At 39.1% G+C, this 25,556-nt stretch carries 24 protein-coding genes; 11 read left to right on the forward strand and 13 right to left on the reverse strand.

What is annotated here, in order from left to right:
- Positions 1-36: 36 nt before the first annotated feature.
- From IPJ53_14590 to IPJ53_14615, 6 genes are all read right to left on the reverse strand, one after another.
- Positions 37-927, reverse strand: coding sequence for a helix-turn-helix transcriptional regulator (locus tag IPJ53_14590; protein ID MBK7800327.1), 891 nt, complete (start codon positions 925-927; stop codon positions 37-39).
- 136 nt (positions 928-1,063) lie between these two features.
- The gene (locus IPJ53_14595) at positions 1,064-3,511 is read right to left on the reverse strand and encodes an outer membrane beta-barrel protein (protein MBK7800328.1); all 2,448 of its coding nucleotides are present in this window, start codon (positions 3,509-3,511) and stop codon (positions 1,064-1,066) included.
- A 556-nt stretch (positions 3,512-4,067) separates the two neighbouring features.
- Complete coding sequence (locus IPJ53_14600) at positions 4,068-4,661, reverse strand: hypothetical protein (GenBank protein ID MBK7800329.1); 594 nt, start codon at positions 4,659-4,661, stop codon at positions 4,068-4,070.
- Between the two features lie 231 nt (positions 4,662-4,892).
- Positions 4,893-5,531 carry a response regulator transcription factor gene (locus tag IPJ53_14605; protein ID MBK7800330.1) on the reverse strand — a complete coding sequence of 213 codons (639 nt, stop codon included), beginning with the start codon at positions 5,529-5,531 and terminating at the stop codon, positions 4,893-4,895.
- Between the two features lie 2 nt (positions 5,532-5,533).
- On the reverse strand, positions 5,534-6,946 hold the full coding sequence (locus IPJ53_14610) for a sensor histidine kinase (GenBank protein ID MBK7800331.1): 1,413 nt from the start codon (positions 6,944-6,946) through the stop codon (positions 5,534-5,536).
- A 13-nt stretch (positions 6,947-6,959) separates the two neighbouring features.
- Entirely contained in the window at positions 6,960-7,574 is a 615-nt protein-coding gene (locus tag IPJ53_14615; protein MBK7800332.1) for a hypothetical protein, read from the reverse strand.
- A gap of 161 nt (positions 7,575-7,735) precedes the next feature.
- Between IPJ53_14615 and IPJ53_14620 the strand changes: the two genes are divergently transcribed.
- From IPJ53_14620 to IPJ53_14640, 5 genes are all read left to right on the forward strand, one after another.
- Positions 7,736-8,905: a T9SS type A sorting domain-containing protein gene (locus tag IPJ53_14620; protein MBK7800333.1), complete on the forward strand. Its 1,170-nt coding sequence runs from the start codon at positions 7,736-7,738 to the stop codon at positions 8,903-8,905.
- Between the two features lie 14 nt (positions 8,906-8,919).
- Positions 8,920-9,510: a hypothetical protein gene (locus IPJ53_14625; protein ID MBK7800334.1), complete on the forward strand. Its 591-nt coding sequence runs from the start codon at positions 8,920-8,922 to the stop codon at positions 9,508-9,510.
- Positions 9,507-10,088: a T9SS type A sorting domain-containing protein gene (locus tag IPJ53_14630; GenBank protein MBK7800335.1), complete on the forward strand. Its 582-nt coding sequence runs from the start codon at positions 9,507-9,509 to the stop codon at positions 10,086-10,088. The genes IPJ53_14625 and IPJ53_14630 overlap by 4 nt, the downstream gene beginning before the upstream one ends.
- Before the next feature lie 99 nt (positions 10,089-10,187).
- On the forward strand, positions 10,188-11,369 hold the full coding sequence (locus tag IPJ53_14635; GenBank protein ID MBK7800336.1) for a T9SS type A sorting domain-containing protein: 1,182 nt from the start codon (positions 10,188-10,190) through the stop codon (positions 11,367-11,369).
- Between the two features lie 183 nt (positions 11,370-11,552).
- The gene (locus IPJ53_14640) at positions 11,553-12,722 is read left to right on the forward strand and encodes a T9SS type A sorting domain-containing protein (GenBank protein MBK7800337.1); all 1,170 of its coding nucleotides are present in this window, start codon (positions 11,553-11,555) and stop codon (positions 12,720-12,722) included.
- 9 nt (positions 12,723-12,731) lie between these two features.
- Here IPJ53_14640 and IPJ53_14645 read toward each other — a convergent pair whose 3' ends face one another.
- On the reverse strand, positions 12,732-13,256 hold the full coding sequence (locus tag IPJ53_14645) for a hypothetical protein (GenBank protein ID MBK7800338.1): 525 nt from the start codon (positions 13,254-13,256) through the stop codon (positions 12,732-12,734).
- Between the two features lie 240 nt (positions 13,257-13,496).
- Here IPJ53_14645 and IPJ53_14650 point away from each other — a divergent pair, with 240 nt between their 5' ends.
- The 6 genes from IPJ53_14650 (at position 13,497) to IPJ53_14675 (ending at position 17,487) form a co-directional block, all read left to right on the forward strand.
- Positions 13,497-14,078, forward strand: a complete 582-nt coding sequence (locus IPJ53_14650) for a Crp/Fnr family transcriptional regulator (GenBank protein MBK7800339.1) — start codon at positions 13,497-13,499, stop codon at positions 14,076-14,078.
- Positions 14,079-14,247: 169 nt separating this feature from the next.
- Entirely contained in the window at positions 14,248-14,880 is a 633-nt protein-coding gene (locus IPJ53_14655) for a hypothetical protein (GenBank protein ID MBK7800340.1), read from the forward strand.
- A gap of 16 nt (positions 14,881-14,896) precedes the next feature.
- Positions 14,897-15,523, forward strand: a complete 627-nt coding sequence (locus tag IPJ53_14660) for a class I SAM-dependent methyltransferase (GenBank protein MBK7800341.1) — start codon at positions 14,897-14,899, stop codon at positions 15,521-15,523.
- A gap of 12 nt (positions 15,524-15,535) precedes the next feature.
- On the forward strand, positions 15,536-15,889 hold the full coding sequence (locus IPJ53_14665) for a DsrE family protein (GenBank protein ID MBK7800342.1): 354 nt from the start codon (positions 15,536-15,538) through the stop codon (positions 15,887-15,889).
- Between the two features lie 16 nt (positions 15,890-15,905).
- Positions 15,906-17,171: an MFS transporter gene (locus tag IPJ53_14670; GenBank protein ID MBK7800343.1), complete on the forward strand. Its 1,266-nt coding sequence runs from the start codon at positions 15,906-15,908 to the stop codon at positions 17,169-17,171.
- A complete protein-coding gene (locus IPJ53_14675) occupies positions 17,161-17,487 on the forward strand; it encodes a rhodanese-like domain-containing protein (protein ID MBK7800344.1) in 327 nt (108 codons plus the stop codon). Before IPJ53_14670 ends, IPJ53_14675 begins: the two co-directional genes overlap by 11 nt.
- A gap of 326 nt (positions 17,488-17,813) precedes the next feature.
- Here the strand turns inward: IPJ53_14675 and IPJ53_14680 are convergent, their stop codons facing one another.
- The 6 genes from IPJ53_14680 to IPJ53_14705 all read right to left on the reverse strand — a co-directional run bounded on the left by IPJ53_14680 (position 17,814) and on the right by IPJ53_14705 (position 25,353).
- Positions 17,814-18,890, reverse strand: a complete 1,077-nt coding sequence (locus IPJ53_14680) for a cytochrome-c peroxidase (GenBank protein MBK7800345.1) — start codon at positions 18,888-18,890, stop codon at positions 17,814-17,816.
- Positions 18,891-18,903: 13 nt separating this feature from the next.
- Complete coding sequence (locus IPJ53_14685; protein ID MBK7800346.1) at positions 18,904-19,725, reverse strand: c-type cytochrome; 822 nt, start codon at positions 19,723-19,725, stop codon at positions 18,904-18,906.
- On the reverse strand, positions 19,706-19,921 hold the full coding sequence (locus IPJ53_14690; GenBank protein ID MBK7800347.1) for a hypothetical protein: 216 nt from the start codon (positions 19,919-19,921) through the stop codon (positions 19,706-19,708). Before IPJ53_14690 ends, IPJ53_14685 begins: the two co-directional genes overlap by 20 nt.
- Before the next feature lie 51 nt (positions 19,922-19,972).
- The gene (locus IPJ53_14695) at positions 19,973-20,968 is read right to left on the reverse strand and encodes a T9SS type A sorting domain-containing protein (protein MBK7800348.1); all 996 of its coding nucleotides are present in this window, start codon (positions 20,966-20,968) and stop codon (positions 19,973-19,975) included.
- A 143-nt stretch (positions 20,969-21,111) separates the two neighbouring features.
- On the reverse strand, positions 21,112-21,582 hold the full coding sequence (locus tag IPJ53_14700) for a hypothetical protein (protein ID MBK7800349.1): 471 nt from the start codon (positions 21,580-21,582) through the stop codon (positions 21,112-21,114).
- A 495-nt stretch (positions 21,583-22,077) separates the two neighbouring features.
- Positions 22,078-25,353, reverse strand: a complete 3,276-nt coding sequence (locus tag IPJ53_14705) for a glycosyl hydrolase (protein MBK7800350.1) — start codon at positions 25,351-25,353, stop codon at positions 22,078-22,080.
- Between the last annotated feature and the right edge of the window lie 203 nt (positions 25,354-25,556).

The raw sequence follows: 25,556 nt of genomic DNA on the forward strand, positions 1-25,556 counted from the left end.
AAACAGTGAAATTAAGTGTAAATAAAACTGTTCACTTTATTCTAGTGCCTTAGAAGGTGCTTTCCCAAAAAATTGTTTAAAAGCCTTGCTGAAGGAGTGGATATCACTGTATCCAACTTCAGTTGCCAAATTTGCTAATGGGATGGATTGCTTCTTCAGCAGTTCGTTGGCTTTCTGCATTCTTTTTTGCTTTATGTATTGATATGGGCTTTGGCCATAGGTATTTTTGAATAATCGAAAGAAATGGTATTGGGATAAATTTGATTCAACAGCTATTTTAGAAACATCAATATCCATAGCAAAATACAGGTCAATAAAAGATTTGCCTTTAGCCAATTTCTTCAACAAATCTCTCTTTGTGGTAGATTTAACACAACGGATGGATTGCAATTGTTTCACCACGGGTATATAATCCGCTATGACACCTTCAGAGAGTTTATAGAAAAATTCCTTACTAAATTCATAATCCCCATATGGGTTTTTTAGAAGGATGGCATCCAGGTGATTTAATTGTTTGCCCAAATGGGTTTGACTCGATTGAAGGTGATGTTCTAAAAAGTCAGGAGAATTAAAAAAATTGTCCAAAGCTAAGTCCGCAATATTGGTATCCGGCGCTTTGTAAATGGCGACAACTTCTGACAGAAGGTCACGCGCAATGTCAATACAAATACCTTTCACATGTGCCTTACTGTCGATGCTTACCTTTCCTTCACAATGATTGTTGCACAATAAATATTCCCCCTGGTGCAACAAATAATCTCTTTCCTTGAGTCTATACAATTCATCCCCTTGCATGACATATTTGATGGAAAAATTTTTGAATGGTAGTTTTGATTCAAAATTTTTACAAGAAGAATACATAACAATATTGCCATCATGTTCACGGCCCTTACTCTTCACTCCATTGTCATCAACAGTCACATACATGAGATAAATAATTTGACCTAAAAATATGGATAAGTAAGCAGGTGGATCATTTTTTTCGACCAATTCCTTCTCACAACCGACAAAATAATAACTCTAATTTTTCTCCGGATTTTCATTTTAACGCAAGAGGAATGGATTAATTCTTAACCCTATTTTGCTCACTTTCCGACCCTGTGCCTTTGTGTTGAGGTTTAACAGTGCTAGATTTGCCAAATCGATAGGAAAAGGACAGCGAAACAGATCTGGTATCCAATCTGCTGTTCCAGTCAGCAGCTGTATTTCTTAAATTATTTATAATACCATCTGCTCTTCTGGTGTACAAAATATCACTTACCCCTAACTTCAGATTACCTTTGTCTTGTAATATTTTCTTCTGCAAGGAAAAATTCAGTGTTCCGAAACTTTTGATGAGGAGTTGGGCATATACAAAGTCACTTTGATAATCACCCCGAATTTCAGCATTCCAACCTTTGACGAATTGAAAACTGTTGTTTAGTGAAGCTACATAGTAATTCCCTTCAGCGTTGAGTTTTTGCGAATACAAATCACTCTTGTAAATCTGATGTCCTAGCTCGAGATATAAATTCATCCGATACCATTTGCAGATGGATTTTGAGGCATCCAATGACAATGAAACAGCATCATTGGTGGATATATTTCCCGGACGACTGTAATAGATGCTGTCTTTAATTTCAAGCGTTTCGTTGATCCCATCTGTAGTAATTGAATAGTTGAGGGAAGTATTGATGAAATTATTAAAAGAATAAGAAAGTGAAAAATTGGCGGAATAAGTAGGCAATAAATTAGGATTTCCACTGTAGAAAGTAAATTTGTCCAATGGGCTAATGAAGGGATTCAAATCCTGAAAAAAAGGTCTGTCAATCCTGCGTCCAAATGAAAGCCCCCAAATATGTCGGCCTGATGCATCCGCTTGCCAGGAAGCATAAAAAGTAGGGAATAGATTCGTATATGTTCTTGTAAAACTAGTATCTTCCTTCTCCACATTGCCTAATTGATTTCCTTTCAAATGGGTTGTTTCAGCCCTCAATCCAAACTGCATTTCTATGCGATTGAAATTTCTCGAGTAATTAAGATAAGCCGCATGTATCCATTCCATATAGAGGAATCTGTTGCTCAAATCATAATCAGGCACGGTCAAATTAGCGATGGTATTTGTGTATATGGCTTCGTTGTCTGTTTCTGTGAAGGCTGATTTTACACCCATTTCAAATTTAGATACTTTATTTAAGGGTTTAGTAAAATCTATTTTAAATGCATAGATATTAATATCTGAAGGAATCCTACCATTAATTTGATCCTGATAACCAAGAATGCCATTTGCATTGTAAAGGTAATTTTTGAAAAGCTGTTCGCTGACAGAGTGGTAGGTCACATAATCTGCATCCATCGTTAAAGTAGTGCCAAAAGTATCCAGCTGTTTGTTAAAATAGAGGTTGAAGGTGGCATTTTCAAAATTACTTTCAGTAGTATTATCTGCAACGACCCGATTAATTAGAGCGGATTGATCATCCCGCACATAGGCCACATTATTTGTATGATCACCGGTAGGATTGAGGAGTCCTCTTGCTGAAACACCCACTGTTGTATTATTTGTTACATAGTAATCGAATCCAATTTTAGCATTCGCAGACTGCCCATCTTTGACAATAAATGAATTTTGTGCAAAGGAAGATGTGGGTATGTTCAAATCATTTCTGTAAAATCTGTTGATGTTCAGATCCTGAAAGCTATTTCTGATTCCACCATTGATATTTGCATACACACTGATTTTATGTTGGTTTAGATTCAGATTCAGACTGTTATTGCTTCTGGTGTATTGACCTTGCTGTACACTTAAAACTGTGTTCCCGTGAAAACCCAAAACTTTGGTTCTTTTGGTAATGATATTGATTACTCCTGAGTTTCCTGCGGCTTCATATTTTGCAGAAGGGTTGGTCATTATTTCAATTTGTTTGATTGTGCTTGCCGGTAGAGATTTTAAATAATTTGCAAGCTCCTGACCTGAGAGATAGCTTGGTTTGTTATCTATAAAAACAGCTACTCCAGACCTTCCCTTTAATCTGATGCTTTCATTTTGATCCAGGGTAACGCCTGGTGCGAGTTCAAGTATTTCAAGTACATTCAAGGATGCTGCAGCCAGTATGGCATCTGTGTTGACTACCATCCGGTCAATTTTACGTTCTACAAAAGGTATTTTTGCAGTAACGGTCACTTGCTCCAATAAATGAAGATCCGACATCAATACAATGTCATCGATATTTATTTGTTGTTGTTGTCCAGCAATTATTAAATTTCGACTTAAAGGTTCATAACCCCTCAAGAATACCTGCAAAATATACCTTCCTTCCGGGACTTTACTCAATTCAAAACTTCCATCCAGGTCAGTGTAATCAGAAGTGAAAATCGAGTCTGCTTGTTCTTCAGAAAGTGATACAGTTGCCAGGTCGATGGGTTTGTAATCTGCATCTATAATTTTTCCCTGGATGCTATAATTGCTTTGGGCAGTAAGCGTCCAGAAACTCGAAAACAAAATAATACTAAAAATTCCAAATTTTGACATCATGGTTAACATTTAAAATCAGCATCAAGTAAAGCTTCCATCAAAAAATAATTCATCTTATATCCCCCAATCAAAAGCTGAAAAATAAATCGGCTTTCAGTTTATTGGACAAGCCTAAGGTTTGAATAATAAAGATTTTTCCGGAAGGCTCGAAGACAATTCAAATCCTCCTGACCGGGAGGAGAATTTAAATGCATTCGCCTTTTCAAATTCCATAAAACTAGATTAAAGTAATTTCAAACATGCAAAAGTACGCCCTTCTCAAAAATCATGTTTATCCAAAACTGCTAAAATCTCTCAAGATCACTCAATAAATCAAATTTCTGCACAACAAACTTTCATTATTTTATTAGAAATATTAAGAATCCAAAATAATGCAACAGCCTCTGAATTGTATTGACTTACATTATAGAATAGTATTTTGGGTGCAAATTCATGAATTAAGGTAATTGATAAATGATATTGCAGTTAATATAAAAACAGATTGAAGGTGTCAGATCTTTTAGATAGTTACCAACGAGGATCTATTCAGAATTATATCCAGTGATTAAATAACCTATTACTTGTTTTGCATTTTTTCAAGCGTCTTCAGAACTTCTTCTCTGTTCTTTGCAGACTTTATAAAATCCGGTAGCTTTTCCACCATCGTCATTTTAAATCTATCGGTAGTTCGCTCTCTTAAGGTTGCCCTGACGTAGTTTTCGATTTCCAGTAAATGTTTCTGGTTATAAGCCCAAATAAGTTCACCCTTTACGCTACCCGAATACCACAGCGGCAAACCAAAAGCAGGGTCTATGGTTCCGGAAGGATGGTATTTTAATTGATAGGACTCCCAGTTTTCACTGATGCGATTGAGCGTTGTACAATTTCCGCAAGTAACGTTTACATACTTGGGAATACTTTTTCGCTCAGTAATGTCCATAACCAACCATTCCAGACATTGACGACATTTTGCCTTGCTTGAAATTTTGTAGCGCATGCGGTCTTTGCCTGCTTCGGAAAAATGACAAGCAGTACATTTCAATACCCCATTTTTAAAATCAAAGGGTTGCGGAACGGATACTATCGCCTTGCCTTGACATTTGGGGCAATGCACCGCAAACTCATTCATCAAATCATAGAGTCTTATCGGCTCTGATTCATATCTTTCCATAAATTCTTTTCACAAAATTGAACAACATCTTTTATGAATAAATTAATATTGATAAAACCTGATTAGAATAAAAATAAATTTCAGATTTTTTAAAAATCAGTTTCAAATAATTAATTGCCAAAATTAATGAACTTTACAATTTTATCCTCATTAACTAAAATTGGAATATAATTTTAGTTGCCACATTTGAATTTGAACTGAGTTTGTGTCCAAAATTTACTAAGCCATACACTATTTTAGCTTCATCAAATCCCTTAATTTCTTAATGGCAGTAGTCCTGGTATTGACATCCAACCTCATATAAGCATTGTTGATGTGGCGTTTCAGCGTATTGATCGAAATATACAATTCCTGACTTATTTGTTGATTAGTCTTTCCTCCATAGATCAATTGCAGTACTTCAAATTCACGTTGTGAAAGTGGACTGTGTAGGGACGAATTAATTGCATCCAGATTCAAATCCACATTCTTAGGATTGCTGAACCCGGCAAAATTAGCGAGGGAAATTTCAAGAGTGGTCAGTAATGTTTTCTCATGGAAGGGTTTTACCAGATAACCTGAAGGCTGAACCTGCTTAGCACGATCGAGGGTATTCTTATCTGAATAAGAGCTTAAAAAAACAAATGGGATCCCTAATTTTTCATGAATGTATTTCCCTAAATCAATTCCATCCTGCTTTCCTTCCAGATTGATATCCAAAAGTACAATATCCGGCTTACCTTCCTTCAGACTGAGCATTCCTTCTTCAAAATCATAAGCGATTCCAGCCACTTCATAATCATTGTTGTTCAGATACATGGCAAGGTTTTCGGCGATGAGGGGTTCATCTTCTACAATGAGTACGCGTACTTTATAATTGATTTCCTCCATCGCTATTTTTTGCTAAACTGAATTTGGATCTGTGTGCCCTGTATTCTATTCAAATCCAATTTTCCCTTTAACTTTTGAACAAATGCCCGCACCATTTTATATCCAAAACTACTGCTTCCTGCAATATCAATACCTTCAGGGATGCCAACTCCATCATCCTTAATTCCAAGATGAATTTTTTCATCCACTTCTTTCAGACTAACCTGTATGGTGCCACCTCCCAGATTATAAAATGCATATTTTAAAGCATTGGTCACCAATTCATTGATGATCATACCAATCGATACTACCGTATCCATATGCAATTGAATGGGATCCACTTCCACCTGAATATTTACTTTTTCCCCTTCCTTCTGATAGGCTGTTACCAAATGGTCCACAAGATTAAGTACATAATTGGGCATGTCCACCATATTTAAGCCAGCCGAAGCATATAAATTCTGATGGATAAATGCCATGGATTGCACCCGGTGTTTACTTTCCATTAATAAATTCTGATAACCATTGTCCTGAGCATATTTGGATTGCAAATCCAGTAAACTTGAAATAACCTGTAGATTATTCTTAACACGGTGATGAACTTCCTTATTGATAAATTCCAAATCATTTGTTTGCTTTATAATGATGGCATTTTTTTCCTGTTGCTTTCTGAGTAAAAAGAAAACCAGCAAAGACAATCCCATCAACAGTATAATACCAAACCATAAAACAGTTTGAAAATTCTGCTCATCAACAAGTGTCGCTTTCCGTAAATCATTTTCACGAACCAAAGCTTGGCTCATGACCCGTTCTTGCTGAAGTTGCTGACTTTGCAAAGCTTGTTCCCGAACTGCTGCTTCATGCAACTGATGTTCTTGCTTCAATGTATAATCTTTCAATTGATTCTCTCTCTTCAGTCCTGCCTGCAAAAGCAATTCCCGTCTAATTCGTTCTTCCTTTAACTGATTCTGAATTTTAAGATAATCTATCTCCCGATCCCTAATATGCACTTCGGAGTTTGATTCAATTGCTTCAGCCAACTTACTATTTTCCTTACTGGAATAACTGGTGCTGTTATGATTCAAATATTTTATTAACTCATAAGCTTTCTGAACATTGCCATTTCTGTAATAGGCCTCTGCAAGATTTGACTTGATGTAGTAATCAATGAAGGGCGTAAAGCCCTGATGAGAAAGCGCTTCCGCCTTGTTGAATTCTTCGAGCGCCTTTTCTTCTGATGAAACCGTCATGGCATAATTACCTTTTAATACGTGTAGGCGGACTTTAAAAAAATCTTCTTTAGGAATATCCTTTGCCTGTTCAATTTCCTGTATGATGGTGTTAAGTTCTGTGTAATTTTTATTTGTGTAGTAGAAATTTGCCAGCTCAACCTTGGATTCATAGATGGCCGGAATATTCTTTTTTAATTGTGCCAATTCCAGACTTTGCTTAATAAAAAACACTTGCAGAATCCAATCTTTCTAGGTCAAGATAAATTCTACCCAATGCCAATGCATTTTTCTGCATGGCAGAACTTTTATTTAATTTGGTAAACAATAAGAGTGAACGGCGGTAAAAATGAATAGCCTTATCTGGTTTACTGATTTTGTCAAAAACAAGGGCCAAATCTTCCTGCAATTCAGCCATCAATTCTTCCTCGTGATTTGATTTTGCCAGTTCCAAAGCAGACCTGATCTTTGTTGTGGAACTAAAAAAACGACCATTTTTAAAATCAATTCCGGCTAATATTTTCAAAGCCAATGCTTCCGTATATGGATCCGATTTGTTGAGAAGTGAGTTCAGCAATTGGATGGCCTTTTCAGTACTGTCCAATTCAATTAAGGCCTGTGCTTTATAAACCTTGCACAAGTCTTCCATGGTTGCTAATTTATCATGCTGATAACTCAACATCCATTGTTCAATTACTGCCAGGGCATTATCGGGCTTATTTTCAATCAATTCAGATAAATCAGCAACCAACTGATCACGACCTAAAGGAGTGAAATGCTCTTGCCCCTCTAAGGAAAGAGATATTAAAAAGCAAAATAGTAAGAGGACTCGCAAGATTAATTCAAAGTTACATTATTATAAATTCAAAGATAGGATTTGACGCGTGGAAAGCAATAACCCTTAAGGGTGAATTTAATTTAATTGATTGAAATCACCCTTTTGGGTGAATGAGATGATCCGGCATGGCTATAAATTTGTTCAACAAATTATTAAATATGAAAGGAATTATTACAATCGGAATTTTATTCTTTGCCATTCTCCAGTTAAATAGCCAGAGGCGATTTGATGTACAATTTATGTTGGATGGCAGAGTGCGAGAGAGCATTATTGTATTACCCAGCACCCCACCACCAGCGGGTGGATATCCCGTGGTGTTTATGCTGCATGGAACCAGTGGCGATGGTTTGAAATTTTACAACATTTCCGGGTGGAAAGAATTAGGAGAGGAAGAAAATTTCATTACGGTGTTTCCATCCTCTTTACGCTGGTGCTTTACAGATGATGGAATTGAAGAGCACAATACCCGATGGGTTAATGGTAATGTTACTGATTTTCCATGTTCCGGTCCTCCACAAGATTATGTTGACGATGTCAAATTCTTAAAAGTACTTGCAAAGCGGATTGCTGACACCTTTTCGGTAAATGAAAAAATGATATTCTGTTCAGGATTTTCGAATGGCAGTTCGATGATACATAAACTTGCCATAGATGCGGGAGATGTATTCGCAGCAGTTGCAGGTACGAGTTCACCACTGGCTGCCGGAGATTCTAGTTGGCCAGTAAACAGAATTCCTGTGTGGTTTATGGTAGGATCCCTGGATGATCGTTTTATTAAGCCACCCTTTACTGAACTTCCATTTGGCGGCGATTCTATTCTCGGTTATTTGAAAATACCTTTGAACAGAGCTTTGGTATGCCAGGGGCTGCGTAACGAATTCATTAAAACTGAAAAGGACAGTTCACACAGCTATCAATTTCTAAACAACCTGCCTGGTGAAATTTCCAAACCCTATATTTTCACTCTGCTTAAAGGAATGACACACCAATATCCCAATGGAGACAACTATCCACTGAGTGCCCCAAGACTTTTTTGGGAATTTTTTAAACGATCAGTAGCCGTCAGTACTAAACAAGTGGTGACATCTTCAAATGAAATTCTTGCCCTTCCAAATCCTTCAAATGATCTAATAGAAATTTCCATTCCGGAACATCATGGAAATTATCATTGGAATCTTTATGACACGCAAGGTAACTTACGTTTAAAAGGGAATCAAGCGAAGGGTGAGTTAGTACTAATTAAAAAATCCGAATTAGGCACAGGCTTATACTTGTTTCGCGTAGACCTTGGCAACAGCGCTTTAAGTCGAAAAATTATTTTTAACTAATGAATCTAAATCTTATGAAATTTAATCTCAGCTGTGTTGTTTATTTGACTTGTATGACAAGTCTTTTCGCTCAAACACGTTATGATATAAACCTAATTTCTGAAGGCCGTCTTAGGGAATGCATCGTTGTTAAGCCAAGCACAAGTCCACCGATAGGCGGATATCCAATTGTCTTTATGTTGCACGGAACGAGCCAGGATGGCGAATTATTTTATGATAACTCCGGTTGGAAAGAATTAGGCGAACAAGAAAATTTTATCACCGTTTTTCCTAACTCCTTAAGATGGTGTTATATGGATGATGGTGTAGAAACCCATGGTTTACGATGGGTTAACGGACAAGTAACAGATGTTCCATGTTCGGGAACACCACAGAACTACATCAGTGATGTCCATTTTCTAAAACTGTTAGCCAAAAAAATCGCAGACACATTTCCAGTCAATTCTGCAATGATTTTTGCATCTGGTTTTTCAAATGGAAGTGGAATGATTCACAAACTAGCTATTGAAGCGGGAGATGTGTTTGCTGCTTGCGCGGGATCCGGCTCTTTTTACCAGTTGGTGATTCTGCAAGACCAATCCATCGCATTCCCGTATGGGCCATGATGGGAACAAGAGATGACAAATCAATAAGGCCTCCCTTCACGGAAATTCCATTCGGAGATGACTCGGTTTTAGTATATTTCAACAGACCCCTTCAAAGGATGATTGATTGTCAAGGTGTAACTCAAAATTTCACAAAATTTGAAACAGCCATCACGCATACCTATGATTTTAAAGAAAATATTTCCGGAGATACCGGACAATTGTATCGATTTACATTGGTTAAAGATATGTTCCATGTATATCCAAATGGAATGAATTTTAGGTTGGAAGCTGCGAAATTGTTTTGGGAATTTTTTAAGAACTCAGTAACCGTAAACACAGAACATCCCAGGAACATTTCAAACGAAATTCTTGCCATTCCTAATCCATCGAATGATATAATTGAGCTTTCTATTCCAGCAAATGATAAATCCTATCAATGGAGTCTATTTGATGCATACGGTCGATTGCGGATGAACGGGAATCAAATATCAGGTGAGCGTGTTCAATGCAGGAAATCAGATTTAGGAACAGGAATGTACATTTTCCAAGTCAGGCTGGGAGACAAAGTCATCAGTCAAAAAATAATTTTTCAATAAATATTTTCTGCACCAAACAATTAATTCTTCACTTAAAATCTATTTTGAATCGTCAGGAAGGTTCGACTGATTTGATTGATCATACTAAATCTGAAAGATATGAAACTACATTTAAAATTAGGTATTGCATCGCTGCTATGGCTGAGCCTTACAAATTTTTATGCCCAACAGCGGATCGATGCATCCATGCTGGTAAATCGAGAATTGCGTGAATTTGTAATCTTCAAACCATCCGGAAACTCACCTTCAGGAGGGTATCCGCTGGTTTTCATGTTGCATGGAAGTAATCAAAGCGGCCCACAATTTTACAATATATCAGGATGGAAGGAAGTAGCTGAGAGAGAAAAATTTATAGTAGTTTTTCCCACAGCATTGATCTATTGCACTACAGAGGGCGTTCAAACAAAATGGAGTCACGGCAATACCTATTCTGTGCTTTGCCCGGGTGATACCTTAAGAGATGATATTCCTTTTTTTTATAAAATGATAGATACGATATCAAGCATTGTACCTATAAATCAAAAAAAAATATATGCGACCGGATTTTCCAGCGGAGGAACCATGGTTCCCAAATTAACTATTGAAATGCCGGGCGTATTTGCTGCGGCAGGTTGTGGCAGTGGAAATCTGGATGAAAGAGATACCAAGCCTATGAAACCAAAAGTACCTACCTGGGCAATACGAGGAACTCATGATCACAGTTTTATAGATAGAACTGGAAGACCTTGTCCATTTAACGATACAGCCTTAGTTGTGAATTCCAATAATCTGAGCAACCACCTTACCTCTATGGGTTTGAGTTGGAATTTTTCCAAAGACTCAAACGCCTATTCCATTCATTATAATTTCACCGATCCCCTTCCAGGTGAATCAAAGACCTTCTTCAGATGGAGCATCTTTTACGGATTGGAACACTTATATTTTAATGGAAGCAACTACCTGAATCAATTGCCAAATCCACCCATTGAAGCTGAATTGTTTTGGGAATTTTTTAAAACAGTGTCCCTGATTAATTCTACAGAAAATAACGAACGACCATCAATGGTCACCATTTATCCAAACCCTTCTTCTGAATCAATCAACATTTTATATTCAGAAGACCCTGCAGGGGATGCTCAAATGCTAAATTTATACAACATGACCGGACAGCTTGTCTTTAAAAATTTAATTCAGCCCAATGAGCCGGTGGTCATCCATAAATCCTCCATCGGAAGTGGCATATTCATTCTTCAATTGGCATCCCGGAAACAAAAAATAGTTCGCAAAATTATTTTTAATTGATGCAATTCATTTCAAAATAAAATCAGCAAGGTTACCCCATATCATTAGAAATCAAAGAAAGGATCTTACTCACTTAAAACAATAACTCGTTGGTTTGAAACTTGCGTATTTTTTGAAATAATTCTTTAAGGTAATTGACTAAGTTCAGGCAAAAGACTATATTTGTTCTAATAAATATTTATTATGAAAGGAATTATTACCATCGCAGTTTTATTTGTTGCAATTCTTCAGCTGAACTGCCAGAGACGGTTTGATGTACAATTTGTAGTGGATGGCCGAATGCGGGAAAGTATAATTGTTCAACCCAGCACTCCGCCACCTGCAGGAGGATATCCAGTAGTGTTTATGCTGCATGGAACCAGTGGCGATGGTTTAAAATTTTATAATATTTCAGGATGGAAAGAATTAGGTGAAGATGAAAATTTCATTACCGTCTTCCCATCCTCCTTAAGTTGGTGCTTTGTAGAAGACGGGGTAGAAAAAAACAATACCAGATGGGTCAATGGCAATGTAACAGACTATCCATGTTCAGGGCCTCCGCAAAATTATGCGGACGATGTAAAATTCTTAAAAGTGCTTGCAAAGAAAATTGCAGACACCTTTCCGGTAAATGAAAAAATGGTATTTTGTTCAGGCTTTTCGAATGGTTGTTCGATGATACACAAGCTTGCCATTGATGCGGGAGAAGTATTCGCAGCCGTTGCAGGCACCAGCGCACCTTTGATGGTAGGAGATTCTGCAAGACCGATCAACAGGATACCTGTTTGGTTTATGGTAGGAACCCTGGATGACCGTTTTATTGTACCTCCGTTTACAGAACTTCCATACGGTGGAGACTCCATTCTTACTTATTTAAACCCATTTATAAACAGAGCCCTGGTTTGCCAGGGATTAAAAAATGAATTCATTAAAAATGAAAGGGACAGTATTCATACTTATCAATTTTTGAATAACCTACCCGGTGAAATATCGAAACCCTATATTTTTTCCCTGATTAAAGATATGACTCACGAGTATCCGAATGGTATCAACTATCCCTTGAGTGCGCCTAAAATTTTCTGGGAATTTTTTAAACGCAGTGTAACAGTCAATACTACACAACCGGCGACACCGTCAAACGAAATTCTTGCCATACCGAATCCATCGAATGATTTTATCGAGTTTTCAATTCCAGCATATAATCAAACCTACCAATGGAACCTATATGATGCCTACGGTCGATTGCGGATGAAAGGAAATCAAACACCAGGTGAAAGTTTTAAATGCAGGAAATCAGATTTAGGAACAGGACTGTACATCTTTCAGGCGGATTTGGGAAACAGATTGCTGAGCAAGAAAATAATATTCAACTGATTCCTGAATTCAAGAAATTCCCAGCAAAACTTTTAGCTCTTCAAATACAGTAGTTTTGTCAGAATCCTGTGTCTCATGATAATAATCCCCGACCTCCTCTTTTGTACGGTACTGGATGGGTAAGTGGTATTGGCCAAAATACAAGAGATTGTATAAGGACACAAAAAGGATGATGTTCACGACACAATTACCTTCAATGTAAATATTGGATTTTCTTAACCAGGGATTTACACTTTCTTCACCATCCTCCAGATATTCTATTGGGAATGTAAATAATTTTTTGTGCAGTGTAAAATTATCTATGATCCATTCTTTGATCTGACGGTGTTCAATGTCATCGTGAAGAAGTACAATGGCTTTTAAAATTTCTATGGCTGCCTGACAATCGAATTCCTTGTCTGCATAGTCCAAAAACTCATCGACTTCTGATTCATAAATCGTCCTGACGGCACTGGCTCCCTCGTATGATTTTTCGCCATTGTATCTTTCGTCCAGCAGCACATCGATCGATAGAATTATTTTGTCACTCTTCATTTTGTTTAGGGTTATGGTTGATCACTTCAGGGGAACACGAAATTATGACAAAATACTATATGAGATCTGAGATTTTTCCGAACTGAGTGAAAAAGCAAATTTCGTCCTAAAAATTCATAGAAAAATATGCTGACTTACCTCGAGTCTGATGTATTTATCTTCTGTTATAAACAAGCAGTAAGGGTTCCTAACTATATTAGCGCAATGGAGCTTTCAAAACTATTCATGAATTCGTAAGAGATGGAGGATATCAGCCAACTTGATTCAATGTTCCGATATTTTGAAAAGTACCACCGACTTTCCCCGGAGGAAAAAAAAGTGATTGCCGGCATATGTGGAATAGTGCATTTGACAAAAAACAAAGAACTGCAGTCCATTGGCCACACCTGCAAAACGATTTATTTCATTCATAAAGGAATGGCCCGCATTTATTATTACAAAGATGGGACAGACATCACAGAAAGTTTTTCGTTTGATAATAACATCATCGCACGGGTAGAGAGCCTGTTTACCGGTCATCCAAGCCGCAAAGCCATACAGGTCCTTGAGGATTCTGAAATCATAGCCATTGATGCAGCGAAGTTGTTTGGGCTTTATGATAATTACCCGGGAATAGAACGGCTGTTTAGAAAAATTTTTGAAGCCGGTTATGTGGATACCGTGAACCGAATGGAGGGAATACAGTTTCACACAGCTGAAGAACGCTACAAAGCACTCCTGGAAGAGGCTCCTGACCTTCTGAAACGCGTACCCCTTAAACACATAGCCACTTACCTTGGCATCACTCAGGTGAGCCTTAGCCGCATCAGAGGTCATAAGTAATCGATTGCGAAAAAGGCAACAGTTATTTTAAAGAACATCCATTCTCCGAGGCTACAACTATGCAATCTTATTGTCTTGTTAAATTTCTTCCTTCCTTAATTACTTATCATATGTAAAAGGATTTGGTTTGATACTGTCCCAAATTTGTGGCAGATAAATAATAAGTACCATGGTGAGTTGGTGGATGTACTGCCGAAGCAAAGACAAGGCAACAGAAAATGTAAGTAAAGTAAACGAACTGGATCCACTTTTAGATATAAAGTTACCAAAGGGAACTCATGCCAGAATGAAACAAAAAATTTTAACTACCATAAACCTACTTGTTTTTGGAATCCTCCAATTAAACGCCCAGGAAAAGCCTACTGCTTCAGAGTATCCAAAAATAGTAGGCTATCTTGCAGTAGTCCATCCGCTGCTTACAATAGATAAAGATGGTTTTTCTTCAAATTTTACGAATTACTACCATGTTGGATTTCCGACCGGGATTCACGTATATTCCAGTAAAAACTTTGGCTACAGTCTTGAAATTGTCCCTTTTATTAAAGTGATTAATGGAGAGGCCAGTGCAAATAACATTTTGATTCACCCTGGATTAATATTTCGTTTTCCACAAAAGTGGACACTCTATACTCGTCTGGCTTTTGAAACTTCAGGTCGCTTCGGGTTAACACCAGCCATTAGTAAAGTAGTTTATAAATCAAACCATCATAATTTTTTTATCACGGTTCCTTTTCCACTTCGCTTAGGGAATAAGCAATCTGCCTCTTTTGGCATTGCCCTTCTTGGAGGCTTGACCTTTTAAATCATTTAGGATGAAAATGAATATACACAGCGTTTTCGATCAAAATGCCACTGAATACGACCATTGGTTTGACCTGAATTTTGAAATGTATCAATCTGAAATATTGGCCTTAAAGCAAGCCATACCTTCAAATAAAAAAGGAATAGAAATTGGTGTTGGCACCGGAAGATTTGCGGAACCATTGAAAATAAGGCACGGTGTGGAACCATCTGACGGCATGGCCACGTTGGCGAAAAAAAGAAATGTTGAGGTCTATAAGGGTGTAGCTGAAAATCTGCCGATTGGGGATCAATCTTTTGATTTTGTAACCATGGTTACCACAGATTGCTTTTTAGAAAACACAGCGAAAGCCTTTTCGGAAGTACACCGAATTTTAAAACCCCAGGGCATTTTTATTATTGGCCTGATAGATCGATTGAGTGAACTAGGAAAAAGTTATGAACAAAAGAAATTAAAAAACAAATTTTATAAGGACGCTAAATTTTATTCCACGGAAGAACTTACAGAATTCTTGAAAAATGCCGGATTCAACAATTTCAATTATTGGCAGACACTCTTTCATCCGGAAGAAAACAAAATTGAAGAGCCACAAGCGTCATTTGGAAAAGGTGGTTTTGTAGTTATAAAAGCTATCAAAATTTAAAAAAAATAATTTATGAAAATTTTAATTATCATCAACGATGCGCCTTATGGAAATGAGAAAGCCTACAATGCCCTAAGAATCGCAAATAAGCTAAATACGGATCATTCCGAAGTTGACCTGAGAATTTTTTTAATGGCTGATGGTGCCAATTGTGCAATTGCCAATCAAAATACCCCAAACGGTTATTACAACATTGAAAAAATGCTCAAACTTTCACTGCTCAAAGGCGCGCAAGTTAAAATTTGTGGTAGCTGTGCGGAAGCAAGGGGGTTGACTCATAACTTACTGGTAACAGGTGCTGAGATCAGCAATCTGGCTGAACTTACCAACTGGATTATAGACAGTGATAAAATACTTAATTTTTAATTTTAAAAAACTGATGATGGTCAGACAGGTTAAATTAGGTTTAAAAGAAAACTGGAAACAATTTTCTTTACTGGTACTCATCAATGCCTTTGTTGGGGGAATGGTGGGTATGGAGCGAAGCATATTGCCTCGTATTGCAGAGATAGAATTCCACATTTCGGCCAAAACAGCCATCCTCTCTTTTATCATCGTCTTTGGAATTGTTAAGGCGATTACCAATTATTACACCGGCACTTTAGCGAACAGGTTCGGTAGAAAAAAATTATTGGTGGCCGGATGGATTATTGGACTACCTATACCTTTTATCTTAATGTTCGCTCCAAGCTGGTCGTGGATAATAGCGGCCAATGTATTACTGGGCATCAACCAGGGTCTCACCTGGTCCAGCACAGTCGTGATGAAAATTGATCTGGTGGGAGAAAAGCAAAGAGGCTTCGCCATGGGATTAAATGAATTTGCAGGTTACATTGCGGTGGCATTGGTAGCCTTTTTAACCGGTTGGATTGCGAGCGAATATGGAATCAGACCCTACCCTTTTTACACAGGTATTGTCTTGGTTGTTTTTGGTTTGTTGGGGAGCATATTTTTTATCAAAGACACCCGTCATCATGTAGCACAGGAGACGATTAACAACTCCATTCCACGGCTTCAAAATATTTTTTGGGACACCACCTGGAAAAATAAAAATTTAGGTTCTGTCACGCAGGCCGGATTGATCAACAACCTCAACGATGGAATGGCCTGGGGTATATTTCCTATCCTTCTTGCCACTAAGGGATTCTCTATCGCAGAAATTGGAATTGTCACTGCCATTTATCCGGCCGTATGGGGGATCGGTCAATTATTTACCGGAAGAATGGCGGATAAGTTTTGTAAAAAAGATATGCTTTATATTGGAATGCTTCTGCAAGCAATTGCATTGGTAGTTTTAGTGTGGGCCGATACCATGATCCACTTTATTACACTCTCTGCTATTTTGGGCTGGGGAACAGCAATGGTATACCCTACTTTCCTGGCTACCGTCGCAGAAAATACGCATCCTCAGGATCGAGCCAAAAGCATCGGAATTTTCAGGCTTTGGAGAGATCTGGGATATGCGATAGGCGCTATACTCACAGGCATCCTGGCGGATTGGTACAGTATAAATTCCGCCATTCTATTTATCGGATTCCTCACTTTTATTTCATCCCTCATCATTCAATTTAGAATGAATTGCAAACCAAGCGATCCAACAAAAATATGGGATTGGATGAAACTTAAATTTTTACCCAATGGAAAATAAAAAAGAATGTCTGACTTTGTCTGAACTGAAAGCCCTTATCCATCAATCACCCGAAAATTTAATCCTCCTGGATGTAAGAAATCCGGAAGAATTTACTGAAAAACATATTCCCGGTGCCATCAATATCCCCCTGTCTGAACTCGTAAATCACCTCACAGAATGGTCCACAAAAAGTACCCTTGTAACCATTTGTGGAAAAGGAGGAGGCAGATCCGCTGCAGCTGCTGAAATACTAAAGTCATCAGGATTGCTCAACACATTTTATCTCTGCGGAGGAACCTTTGGTTGGTATGAAAATGTAATTAAAGTTGATTGAAAATTAAATGGCTCAGCGGGACGCATTCAACTCACCCCCAACCCCTCTCTTAAAAGAGAGGGGGGATTCAATGACAAAAGAGTTTTAGGAAGGCTCAGCGGGACACATTCAACTCACCCCCCCAATGAATTGGGGACCCTCTCTTAAAAGAGAGGGTGAATTCAATAGGATTTGATCAAATTTAGTGTAGGTCATTTTTTCAGTATCGTTCAGTCATCACATTAACTCATTTGCTCATTAACTAATTCTCCCCCGCTGTCGCACGATACTCTGCCGAGGCAGAGATCGTTCAGTTACATTAGCTAATTAACTCATTTGCTCTTTTGCTAAAAAGGATTTTTAAAAGCTTCATTTTTAAGATAGGTTTCATCGGTGAGGGTTTTCAAAAATGCCACCAGATCTGCCTTGTCTGTTGCGTTTAATTTTAACCCGCCCGGCTGAAGATTGTATTGAAGTAAAATATCGACTGAGTTGGATGGCTTTACTCCAGTGTTGTAATGGTCGATGACCTCTTCCAAAGTTTTAAACCTGCCATCATGCATGTATGGAAAAGATTGTGCGATATTTCTGAGTGATGGTACTTTAAACTTTCCTTTATCGGCCAATGCTCCTGTTACTTTACTTCTACCATCATCTGCAATTCCTGATTCGATGTCAAGACCATTGTTCATAAAATCATCATTGGTAAAGTTATGATTGCCATGACAATGAAAACACTCTGCTCCTTTCACTGAACTGCCGGGATTAAATTCGGAAAAAAATAAAACTCTACCTCTCTCCTCCTCTGCTGTCAACTGAACTTCTCCACGCTTCCAACGATCAAACTTTGAATTGTTGGATATCATGGTAAACTCAAATTGTTCAATAGCCAGGCCTATCCTTTCGGGAGTAATCAAATCGTCTCCGAAAGCGCGGATAAACTGGTTAGTGTACTTTTTATTATTGCTCAATTTTTGCACCACATTCTGGAGAGATTCATTCATTTCTAAAGGATCCTGAATGGGTTTCAGTGCCTGATCACGAACAGATGGAGAGCGTCCATCCCAAAACATCCCGTTGTAATGCCAGGCAAGATTAAAAATAGGCATAGCCTGTCTTTTTCCGGGCAACTTCTCTACGCCAATACTGAATTTCAGTGAATCGGAAAATGAATCCGACTGACGATGGCAATCCGCGCAGGCTTGTGTACCATTTTTGGACATTGCCTTTTCATAAAAAAGCATTCTTCCCAATTGAACACCTGCCTTGGTCAATGGATTGTCAGCAGGCAAATCAGGATTTGGAAAACCAGCATAATTTATTTCGTAAGGAGTGGTGTCCAGTTGCACCACTTCTTCAGGATTGCAGGTCATAAAAAAGACCAAAGCAAAAATTATTATTATTAAAACAGAATAGATTTTCATAAAATACAATTTACTAATACCTGAATTCAGGATTTGAAATAAAATTAAAATCAGTCAGGCTGTTTAAAAAAGCTAATAGATCTTTTCGTTCCTCAGGATTTAACACAAATGATTTTAGTAAAGAACTTTTGTTTGCATGTGGTTTCCCTCCGGATGCATAATGGTCGATCACCTGGTCCAGACTTTTCAAACTACCATCGTGCATGTATGGTGCTGTTAATCCAACATTGCGCAAGGAAGGAACTTTAAACAATGCTCTGTCTTGTTCCAGTTGGGTAAACCTCATTCGTCCGCTGTCCGGATAATTTACATACAATCCATTGTTCTGATAGCTTTGATTGGTAAACAGAAAACCATTGTGACATTGAATACAATTTAATCGGTCACTTTGAAAAAGTAAAAATCCACGCGCCACTTCCGGTCGATAAGCTTCGGGCAATTTCTGAAAATACCATTGATCAAACAATGAATTACCGCTGAGAAGCGTACGCTCAAATGCGGCAATGGCTCTGGTGATCACAAACGGGTCCGGCTTACGGCCATAGGCCTCCATCGACAGCGCTGCATACAATTGATTATTATTCAATCGCTCTGCAATTCTTACGATGTTAAAATCAAATTCGTTGTGTTCCTGTATGGGCACCGCAATTTGCATCTCAAGACTGGGGACCGATCCTTCTCTGAGCAATTTGTCCTGATAGACCACATTGGCAAGGCTTGGTGAATTTCTGGTTCCCAATCGGTTTTCGATTCCTAAACTGAAGGCAACCGTATCCGAGAATGAATTTGCAGCAAGGTGGCAGGAGGCACAACTTTTAGTACTGTCCTTTGACAAAACAGGATCGTAAAAAAAGCAGCTTGCCTAATCGCACTCTGTCCTTGGTTAAAATATTATCCTGTGGAATTTTAGGAGCAGGAAAACCAACCGGAATTTTTAATACAAAATCACCCGTGCCATCCTCCACAAATTTGTCCTGATGACAGTTTGTCAAGACAAAAACCACCAATAATAATACTGATATTCTAAGCATTTCTGCTTCGGTTAACGGGGATTGTCATCCCTCAGTTATTGAATTAAATCTCTACTTTGATATCAAAATTTTATTTCTTGCTACCAGTCTTCCCTTTTCAAAAAATGAAATAAAATAAACGCCCTCTGCAAGACCTTCGGTACTCAAGGATACATTTCCCTTTGCCGGCAAATTATCCATTTGTTTTACTGCCACACCAAGAGAATTGCTTATTAACAGATTCTTAGTTTGCTCACCGGGCAAAGTATAAAAAACATTCAGATGATCCTGTGCAGGATTTGGAAGACAGCTGATCAGAGTTGAATTTTCGACTACATCTTTGGTTGAAACAGATTGAGGCAGCTGAATAAATTTGGCAAGAGCAGCATTGGATAAAACCTTTGCATTCATGGTGCTGCTGCCGTGCTGAATCAGATTGCCCTTCATTGCAATGTCCTTAAACAGTTGAGCATAATCTAAAGTCATATCCACATGCAAATTTCCATCTTTGGCACCCAAATATCCTTCGACTTCTGCTTTTGTGTACAGCGCATCTCCAAGACTGTGAATTTCGAAAACAGTTTCAGGAATCCCGTCATTGTCGTTGTCAATCATGCCTTCCAAAGCAATGAATCTGTAACCTGAAGTCCATCCCCAATGCATGGAAGGATCCTGAAATGCCAATGGATGTCCACTGAAATAGGTGGCAGGATCCAAATGGTTGACAGAAGCCGGAACGCCTAAATGAAGTATCATTTTTTTAGCAGCTTGCATCGGATATTCTCCCAATTTATATTCTACACCGGGCTTACCTGCATTCACCAAAATATAGGTATCCGGCAATGGCATTGCAGCGTCATCCTCCTTTTTGAATTCAATTTCTGATATATAAAATTCTGCACGGGACAAGATCACTTTTTTACCATTCCAAATAGGAAAAACAGTTTTGTTGAGTACCAGATCCTCGCTGTTGGCTTTGTGCTTAAATGTCGCCACCACCATGTTGTTTTGAGCATCCGCCCATGAAATAAACAAGCAGAAAAATAAAATTGTATAAATGTATTTCATAATAGTTTAAATTTTATCAATTTGAAATTTGGAAATTTTTTTAAAAATAAACAGCCACTAAAATAATTGACATGTTAAAATAAATTGGACTCCATTACTTATATGCCAATCCATTCCTGAAGTTGGAAACAATTGGCTTGCCCCTAACAACGTAAGGTCTGTGTCATCAGCAAAATGCTCCTCATCAGCGGTGGATCAGTATGGGTCAACCATGGATTGGTCAGAGCATTATTATTGAAAGCAACACTCAAAATTTCGCCTACCGGAGGTGCACTCAAATCGAAAACAAACTTGCCTTGCGGAGATGCTTTTTTACCGGCTACTTGAGCCTCTACCGAAATTTTACAGTATTTATGATTGTCGGAACAACAAGGTTTGCGAGAAATGGAAGATTTTCCGGTTGGCTTAGTATTCGATATTTTCTGGCTGCAGCCGGTTTTGGTCTCTCCAAAACTCGCCTTGATTTTGCTTGATTTCTTTTTGGAGCAGCTGTCGGGCCTCCCAAAAATACTGACCAACCTGCCTTTTTTCTGACACAGGTGCTCAAAAAACACCACCCCCGTGGAAGAAACCAACAGGTTGATTGCTATAAACAAATGTAAAACACGAAGCAAATCGTTCAATTATTGACTAAGTAAAGGTAAGTCATTTTTAATTTTTCCTAAACAATAATTCTTGACCAGACTGCAATTAGAATTCCTCCATTCCACCCTTGTAGATTGATGTATTGGAGTGGTGGGTGATTTTCTGATATTTAAAAGGCTAAGCGGGACATATTCAACTCATCCCCCCAATAAATTGGGGGCACGGCCCCAACCCCTCTCTTAAAAGAGAGGGGGGATTCAATGACAGGAGAGTTTTGGGAAGGCTCAGTGGGACGCATTCAACTCACCCCCAACCCCTCTCTTAAAAGAGAGGGGGGCTCAAAGGGATGCATACTTTTATGAGGAAGTCTAACATCACATTTGCTAATTAGCTAATTAACTCATTAGCTCATTCTCTTCGCTGTCGCACGATACTCTGCTTACAGCAGAGATCGTTCAGTCATCTCATTCTCACATTCTCTCATTCTCACATTCTCACATTCTCCAATTCTCTAATTTCCCTCATTACTTCGGCCATCTTCCCGGCGTATACGGCGCTTTGTTCATTTCAAGTTCTTTTTCCAACTCGCTGATCTGTGCGTCCACCATTTTCATTTCTTCCAGTACTTTGCTGAATTGTCGTGATGCGATGTCGTAATTTGTTTTGCAGCTTTTAGGAATGGAAGAGGTGATGTTCCAGACTGTATATTCCAAAATTCCTACACGGTCATTGACAGTGGTAGCTGTTTCAAATTCACGCCTTGCTCTGGTGGCATCGCCGTTGAAAGTAAGATTGATGGCATTTAATTTTTTCTGGATGGCGGCTGTCTTTTCCAGTAAATTTTTTGGTGAGGCGGGCATGTCGAGCATGGCAGATTTTGCATGGGCGATTCTGGTATTCATTTCATTAAAAATATCGCCTGCAGCGCTGGTTGCTTTGCGCAGGTCTGCTACTTTTTGACAGAAAGCAATGTTGTCTTTCATGTCTTTGGATGGCAGCGTTCCCTGATTCAATAAATTTAATTTGAATTCGACTGGACCTGCGATCGGTGTCAACACACCATCGACGTATTTCTGAAGTAAGAGCTTGTAAGTTCCCGGCATTACCAAGTGTCCCACTTCTTCTTCTCCAAACAATTGATCAGGTGCCGGAACATAACGACCTACAACCGGCGCCGGTGTGGCAGTTCGACCATCCCAACTGATTCGCTTCAAACCTTTTTTTGCAGCAGTTTTTAAATGTCTGACTACATTTCCACTTTGATCCATGATGGTAAATAATAAATATGGATCTTGCTGTTCGTCTTCTGCTCGCAAACTGTCTAACGTTGGATAATAAAATTTTTCTCCTTTATCTGATTTTGCTTTTTCTGCTTCTTTGCGAAGTTCTTTCAAAGTCTTGATGTCGTCTTTAACAAAGTAAGTAAAGACAACGCCAGGTTTTGGATTCGGTGTGCTGAAATAAGAAGATCCCATGTGCCCTTTGTCGCGAAGACCCAGCGGCAATCTTTCTACATACATCAATCCATCTTTTATTGGATAGATGACTGCTTCTTTGTTGAAATCTTCTTTCTTGACATTGCGCAGACAAGAATAATCATCGAGGATGTAAAACCCACGACCGAAAGTTCCCAACACCACATCGTTCTCACGTCGTTGCAATTCAATATCTCTTACTGCAACCGTAGGCAATCCTGATTTTAATTGTATCCAGGTCGCAGCACCGTTGTTGGAAAAAAAACATCCGAACTCTGTGCCCACAAAAAGTAAATTAGGATCTACATGATCTTCTGCAATGGAATACAAAGAACCCCTTGCAGGAAGATTGCTTTGAATGGCTTTCCATGTTTTTCCTACGTCGGTGGTTTTTAAAACATAAGGCTTGAAGTCACCGTATCGATGATGATTGAAACAAACATAAGCAGTGTTTTTATCATGCAGGGAGGCGATGATCTGGTGTACATAAGATTGCGCTGGCACACCCGGCAAATTGTCAAATTTTGTCCAGTTTTTTCCACCGTCTGTGGTGAGTTGGATGAGACCATCGTCTGTTCCCACCCATATCATTTCAGGATTCAGTTTTGATTCCGCGATGCTGGTCAACTGGCCGTAAATATCCGTACTTCCATTTTTCGCGATGGCATCGACCGACCAAACCTTGCCCATGACTTCTATTTTATTCCGGTCGATCTGACGACTCAGATCAGGGCTGATCACCTGCCAGGATTCTCCACGGTCATCTGTACGGAATAATTTATTGGCGCCAAAATACAATCTGGTATTGGCATGTTGACTGATGAACAAAGGTGCATCCCAGTTCCAGCGGTAAGGAGCCTCTCCTTCGCCTTCCACAGGTTTTATGGACAGATATTCTCCATTCTTGCGATCGTAACGCACAAGGCCTCCATATTGAGATTGCGCATAGACGATGTTCGGATCTTTAGGATCCACCTGCGTTTCAAAACCATCGCCGGTAGAGGTCACATACCAGTCGGCATTTGTGATTCCATTGGCAGAGGTAGATCTGCTCGGACCGCCAAGACTTAGGTTGTCCTGCGTACCACCATGCACATGATAGAAGGGCAGATCATTGTCTGTGGATACTTTGTAAAATTGCGTCACCGGAAGATTGGATTTAAATTCCCAGCTGCGCGCGTGGTCGTAGGTCTCATACACGCCACCATCGCAACCCACCAACAAGTGATTGCCATTGGTAGGGTCTACCCATATACAATGATTGTCTATGTGTTTGTTGATTTCTCCAAGATTGGAAACAGATTTTCCACCATCGGTGGATACTTTGTAATAAGTATCCGTGATGTAAATTTTATTGACGTCTATTGGATCACACACGATCTCCTGATAATAATTTCCGGAAGTGAAAAAAGGATTTCTTTTCTCCCAACTAGAACCCTTGTCTCCAGAGCGATAAATGCCACCTTTGTCATCCTTGGCTTCTACAACGGTGTACAGTACATCCGGATTTACAGGACTGATGGCGAGGCCCATTCTTCCCACATCTCCTGAAGGAAGTCCACCTTCCAGTTTTTTCCAGTTCGCTCCCCCATCCGTAGATTTATAGATGGCAGATTCAGGCCCTCCGCCTATGTAGGTAAAGACTTTTCTCATGCGCTGGTGGAAGGCCGCGTAGAGAATTTTTGGATTTCTTGGATCCATGACCAGATCATTGCAACCCGTATAGGCGCTGACCGATTTAACACAAGTCCAGGTATTGCCACCGTCGGTAGACTTGTACACACCCCGATCGCCACCTTCACTCCACACAGGACCATAGGCGGCGACATAGACTATATTCGCATCGGTAGGATCGACTACAATTTCTGCGATGTGTTCAGAATTTTTGAGGCCCATATTCTTCCAGGATTTTCCGCCATCCTCACTTTTGTACACGCCATCTCCGTAGGCGACGGATCGCTGGTTGTTGTTTTCACCGGAGCCTACCCATACGGTGGAAGCATTGTTGGGATCCAGACTGACGCAGCCGATGGAATAAGAACCTTCCCCATCGAAAATCGGACTAAAAGTCAGTCCTTTATTGGTGGTTTTCCAAACGCCGCCGGAGGAAGACGCGACATAATACTCGCTGTGATTTTTTGGGTTGACTGCAAAATCAGATATCCTACCCGATGTGACCGCAGGGCCGATGGACCGGAAGGCCAACCCGGAGAAAGCCCCTGAATTCATAGGGTCCACCGGTTTGGCCTCTTCTTTTTTCTGTGCATGGAGGCTTACCGAACAACAAGTAAACAGAATCAAACTGTACAAAATGGATCTAAGCATGTGCGTATTTTTTTGAAATTAGAGGCTAAAAGTAAGGCAAATACGTAACATTTCGTAGATGAGATATTTTTTATCTGAATGGCTCTTAAAAGTCACTTTAAAACGGGAGCAATAGGAGCCTTATCCCATGCCTTCAAAAGGCATTTAGTTAAACACATTAAAAGCCAGGTCACCGGAAATAATAGATTTCGAATTCATCTTAA

Origin of the sequence: Candidatus Vicinibacter affinis (assembly GCA_016714365.1) — a bacterium.
GTDB lineage: Bacteria > Bacteroidota > Bacteroidia > Chitinophagales > Saprospiraceae > Vicinibacter > Vicinibacter affinis.

What these genes read in the sequence shown, in the direction of transcription:
- IPJ53_14590 (MBK7800327.1), bottom strand. Translation starts at nt 927, where the DNA reads ATGTATGTGACTGTTGATGACAATGGAGTGAAGAGTAAGGGCCGTGAA.
- IPJ53_14595 (MBK7800328.1), bottom strand. Translation starts at nt 3,511, where the DNA reads ATGATGTCAAAATTTGGAATTTTTAGTATTATTTTGTTTTCGAGTTTC.
- IPJ53_14600 (MBK7800329.1), bottom strand. Translation starts at nt 4,661, where the DNA reads ATGGAAAGATATGAATCAGAGCCGATAAGACTCTATGATTTGATGAAT.
- IPJ53_14605 (MBK7800330.1), bottom strand. Translation starts at nt 5,531, where the DNA reads ATGGAGGAAATCAATTATAAAGTACGCGTACTCATTGTAGAAGATGAA.
- IPJ53_14620 (MBK7800333.1), top strand. Translation starts at nt 7,736, where the DNA reads ATGAAAGGAATTATTACAATCGGAATTTTATTCTTTGCCATTCTCCAG.
- IPJ53_14625 (MBK7800334.1), top strand. Translation starts at nt 8,920, where the DNA reads ATGAAATTTAATCTCAGCTGTGTTGTTTATTTGACTTGTATGACAAGT.
- IPJ53_14630 (MBK7800335.1), top strand. Translation starts at nt 9,507, where the DNA reads ATGATGGGAACAAGAGATGACAAATCAATAAGGCCTCCCTTCACGGAA.
- IPJ53_14635 (MBK7800336.1), top strand. Translation starts at nt 10,188, where the DNA reads ATGAAACTACATTTAAAATTAGGTATTGCATCGCTGCTATGGCTGAGC.
- IPJ53_14640 (MBK7800337.1), top strand. Translation starts at nt 11,553, where the DNA reads ATGAAAGGAATTATTACCATCGCAGTTTTATTTGTTGCAATTCTTCAG.
- IPJ53_14645 (MBK7800338.1), bottom strand. Translation starts at nt 13,256, where the DNA reads ATGAAGAGTGACAAAATAATTCTATCGATCGATGTGCTGCTGGACGAA.
- IPJ53_14650 (MBK7800339.1), top strand. Translation starts at nt 13,497, where the DNA reads ATGGAGGATATCAGCCAACTTGATTCAATGTTCCGATATTTTGAAAAG.
- IPJ53_14655 (MBK7800340.1), top strand. Translation starts at nt 14,248, where the DNA reads ATGGTGAGTTGGTGGATGTACTGCCGAAGCAAAGACAAGGCAACAGAA.
- IPJ53_14660 (MBK7800341.1), top strand. Translation starts at nt 14,897, where the DNA reads ATGAATATACACAGCGTTTTCGATCAAAATGCCACTGAATACGACCAT.
- IPJ53_14665 (MBK7800342.1), top strand. Translation starts at nt 15,536, where the DNA reads ATGAAAATTTTAATTATCATCAACGATGCGCCTTATGGAAATGAGAAA.
- IPJ53_14670 (MBK7800343.1), top strand. Translation starts at nt 15,906, where the DNA reads ATGGTCAGACAGGTTAAATTAGGTTTAAAAGAAAACTGGAAACAATTT.
- IPJ53_14675 (MBK7800344.1), top strand. Translation starts at nt 17,161, where the DNA reads ATGGAAAATAAAAAAGAATGTCTGACTTTGTCTGAACTGAAAGCCCTT.
- IPJ53_14680 (MBK7800345.1), bottom strand. Translation starts at nt 18,890, where the DNA reads ATGAAAATCTATTCTGTTTTAATAATAATAATTTTTGCTTTGGTCTTT.
- IPJ53_14690 (MBK7800347.1), bottom strand. Translation starts at nt 19,921, where the DNA reads ATGCTTAGAATATCAGTATTATTATTGGTGGTTTTTGTCTTGACAAAC.
- IPJ53_14695 (MBK7800348.1), bottom strand. Translation starts at nt 20,968, where the DNA reads ATGAAATACATTTATACAATTTTATTTTTCTGCTTGTTTATTTCATGG.
- IPJ53_14705 (MBK7800350.1), bottom strand. Translation starts at nt 25,353, where the DNA reads ATGCTTAGATCCATTTTGTACAGTTTGATTCTGTTTACTTGTTGTTCG.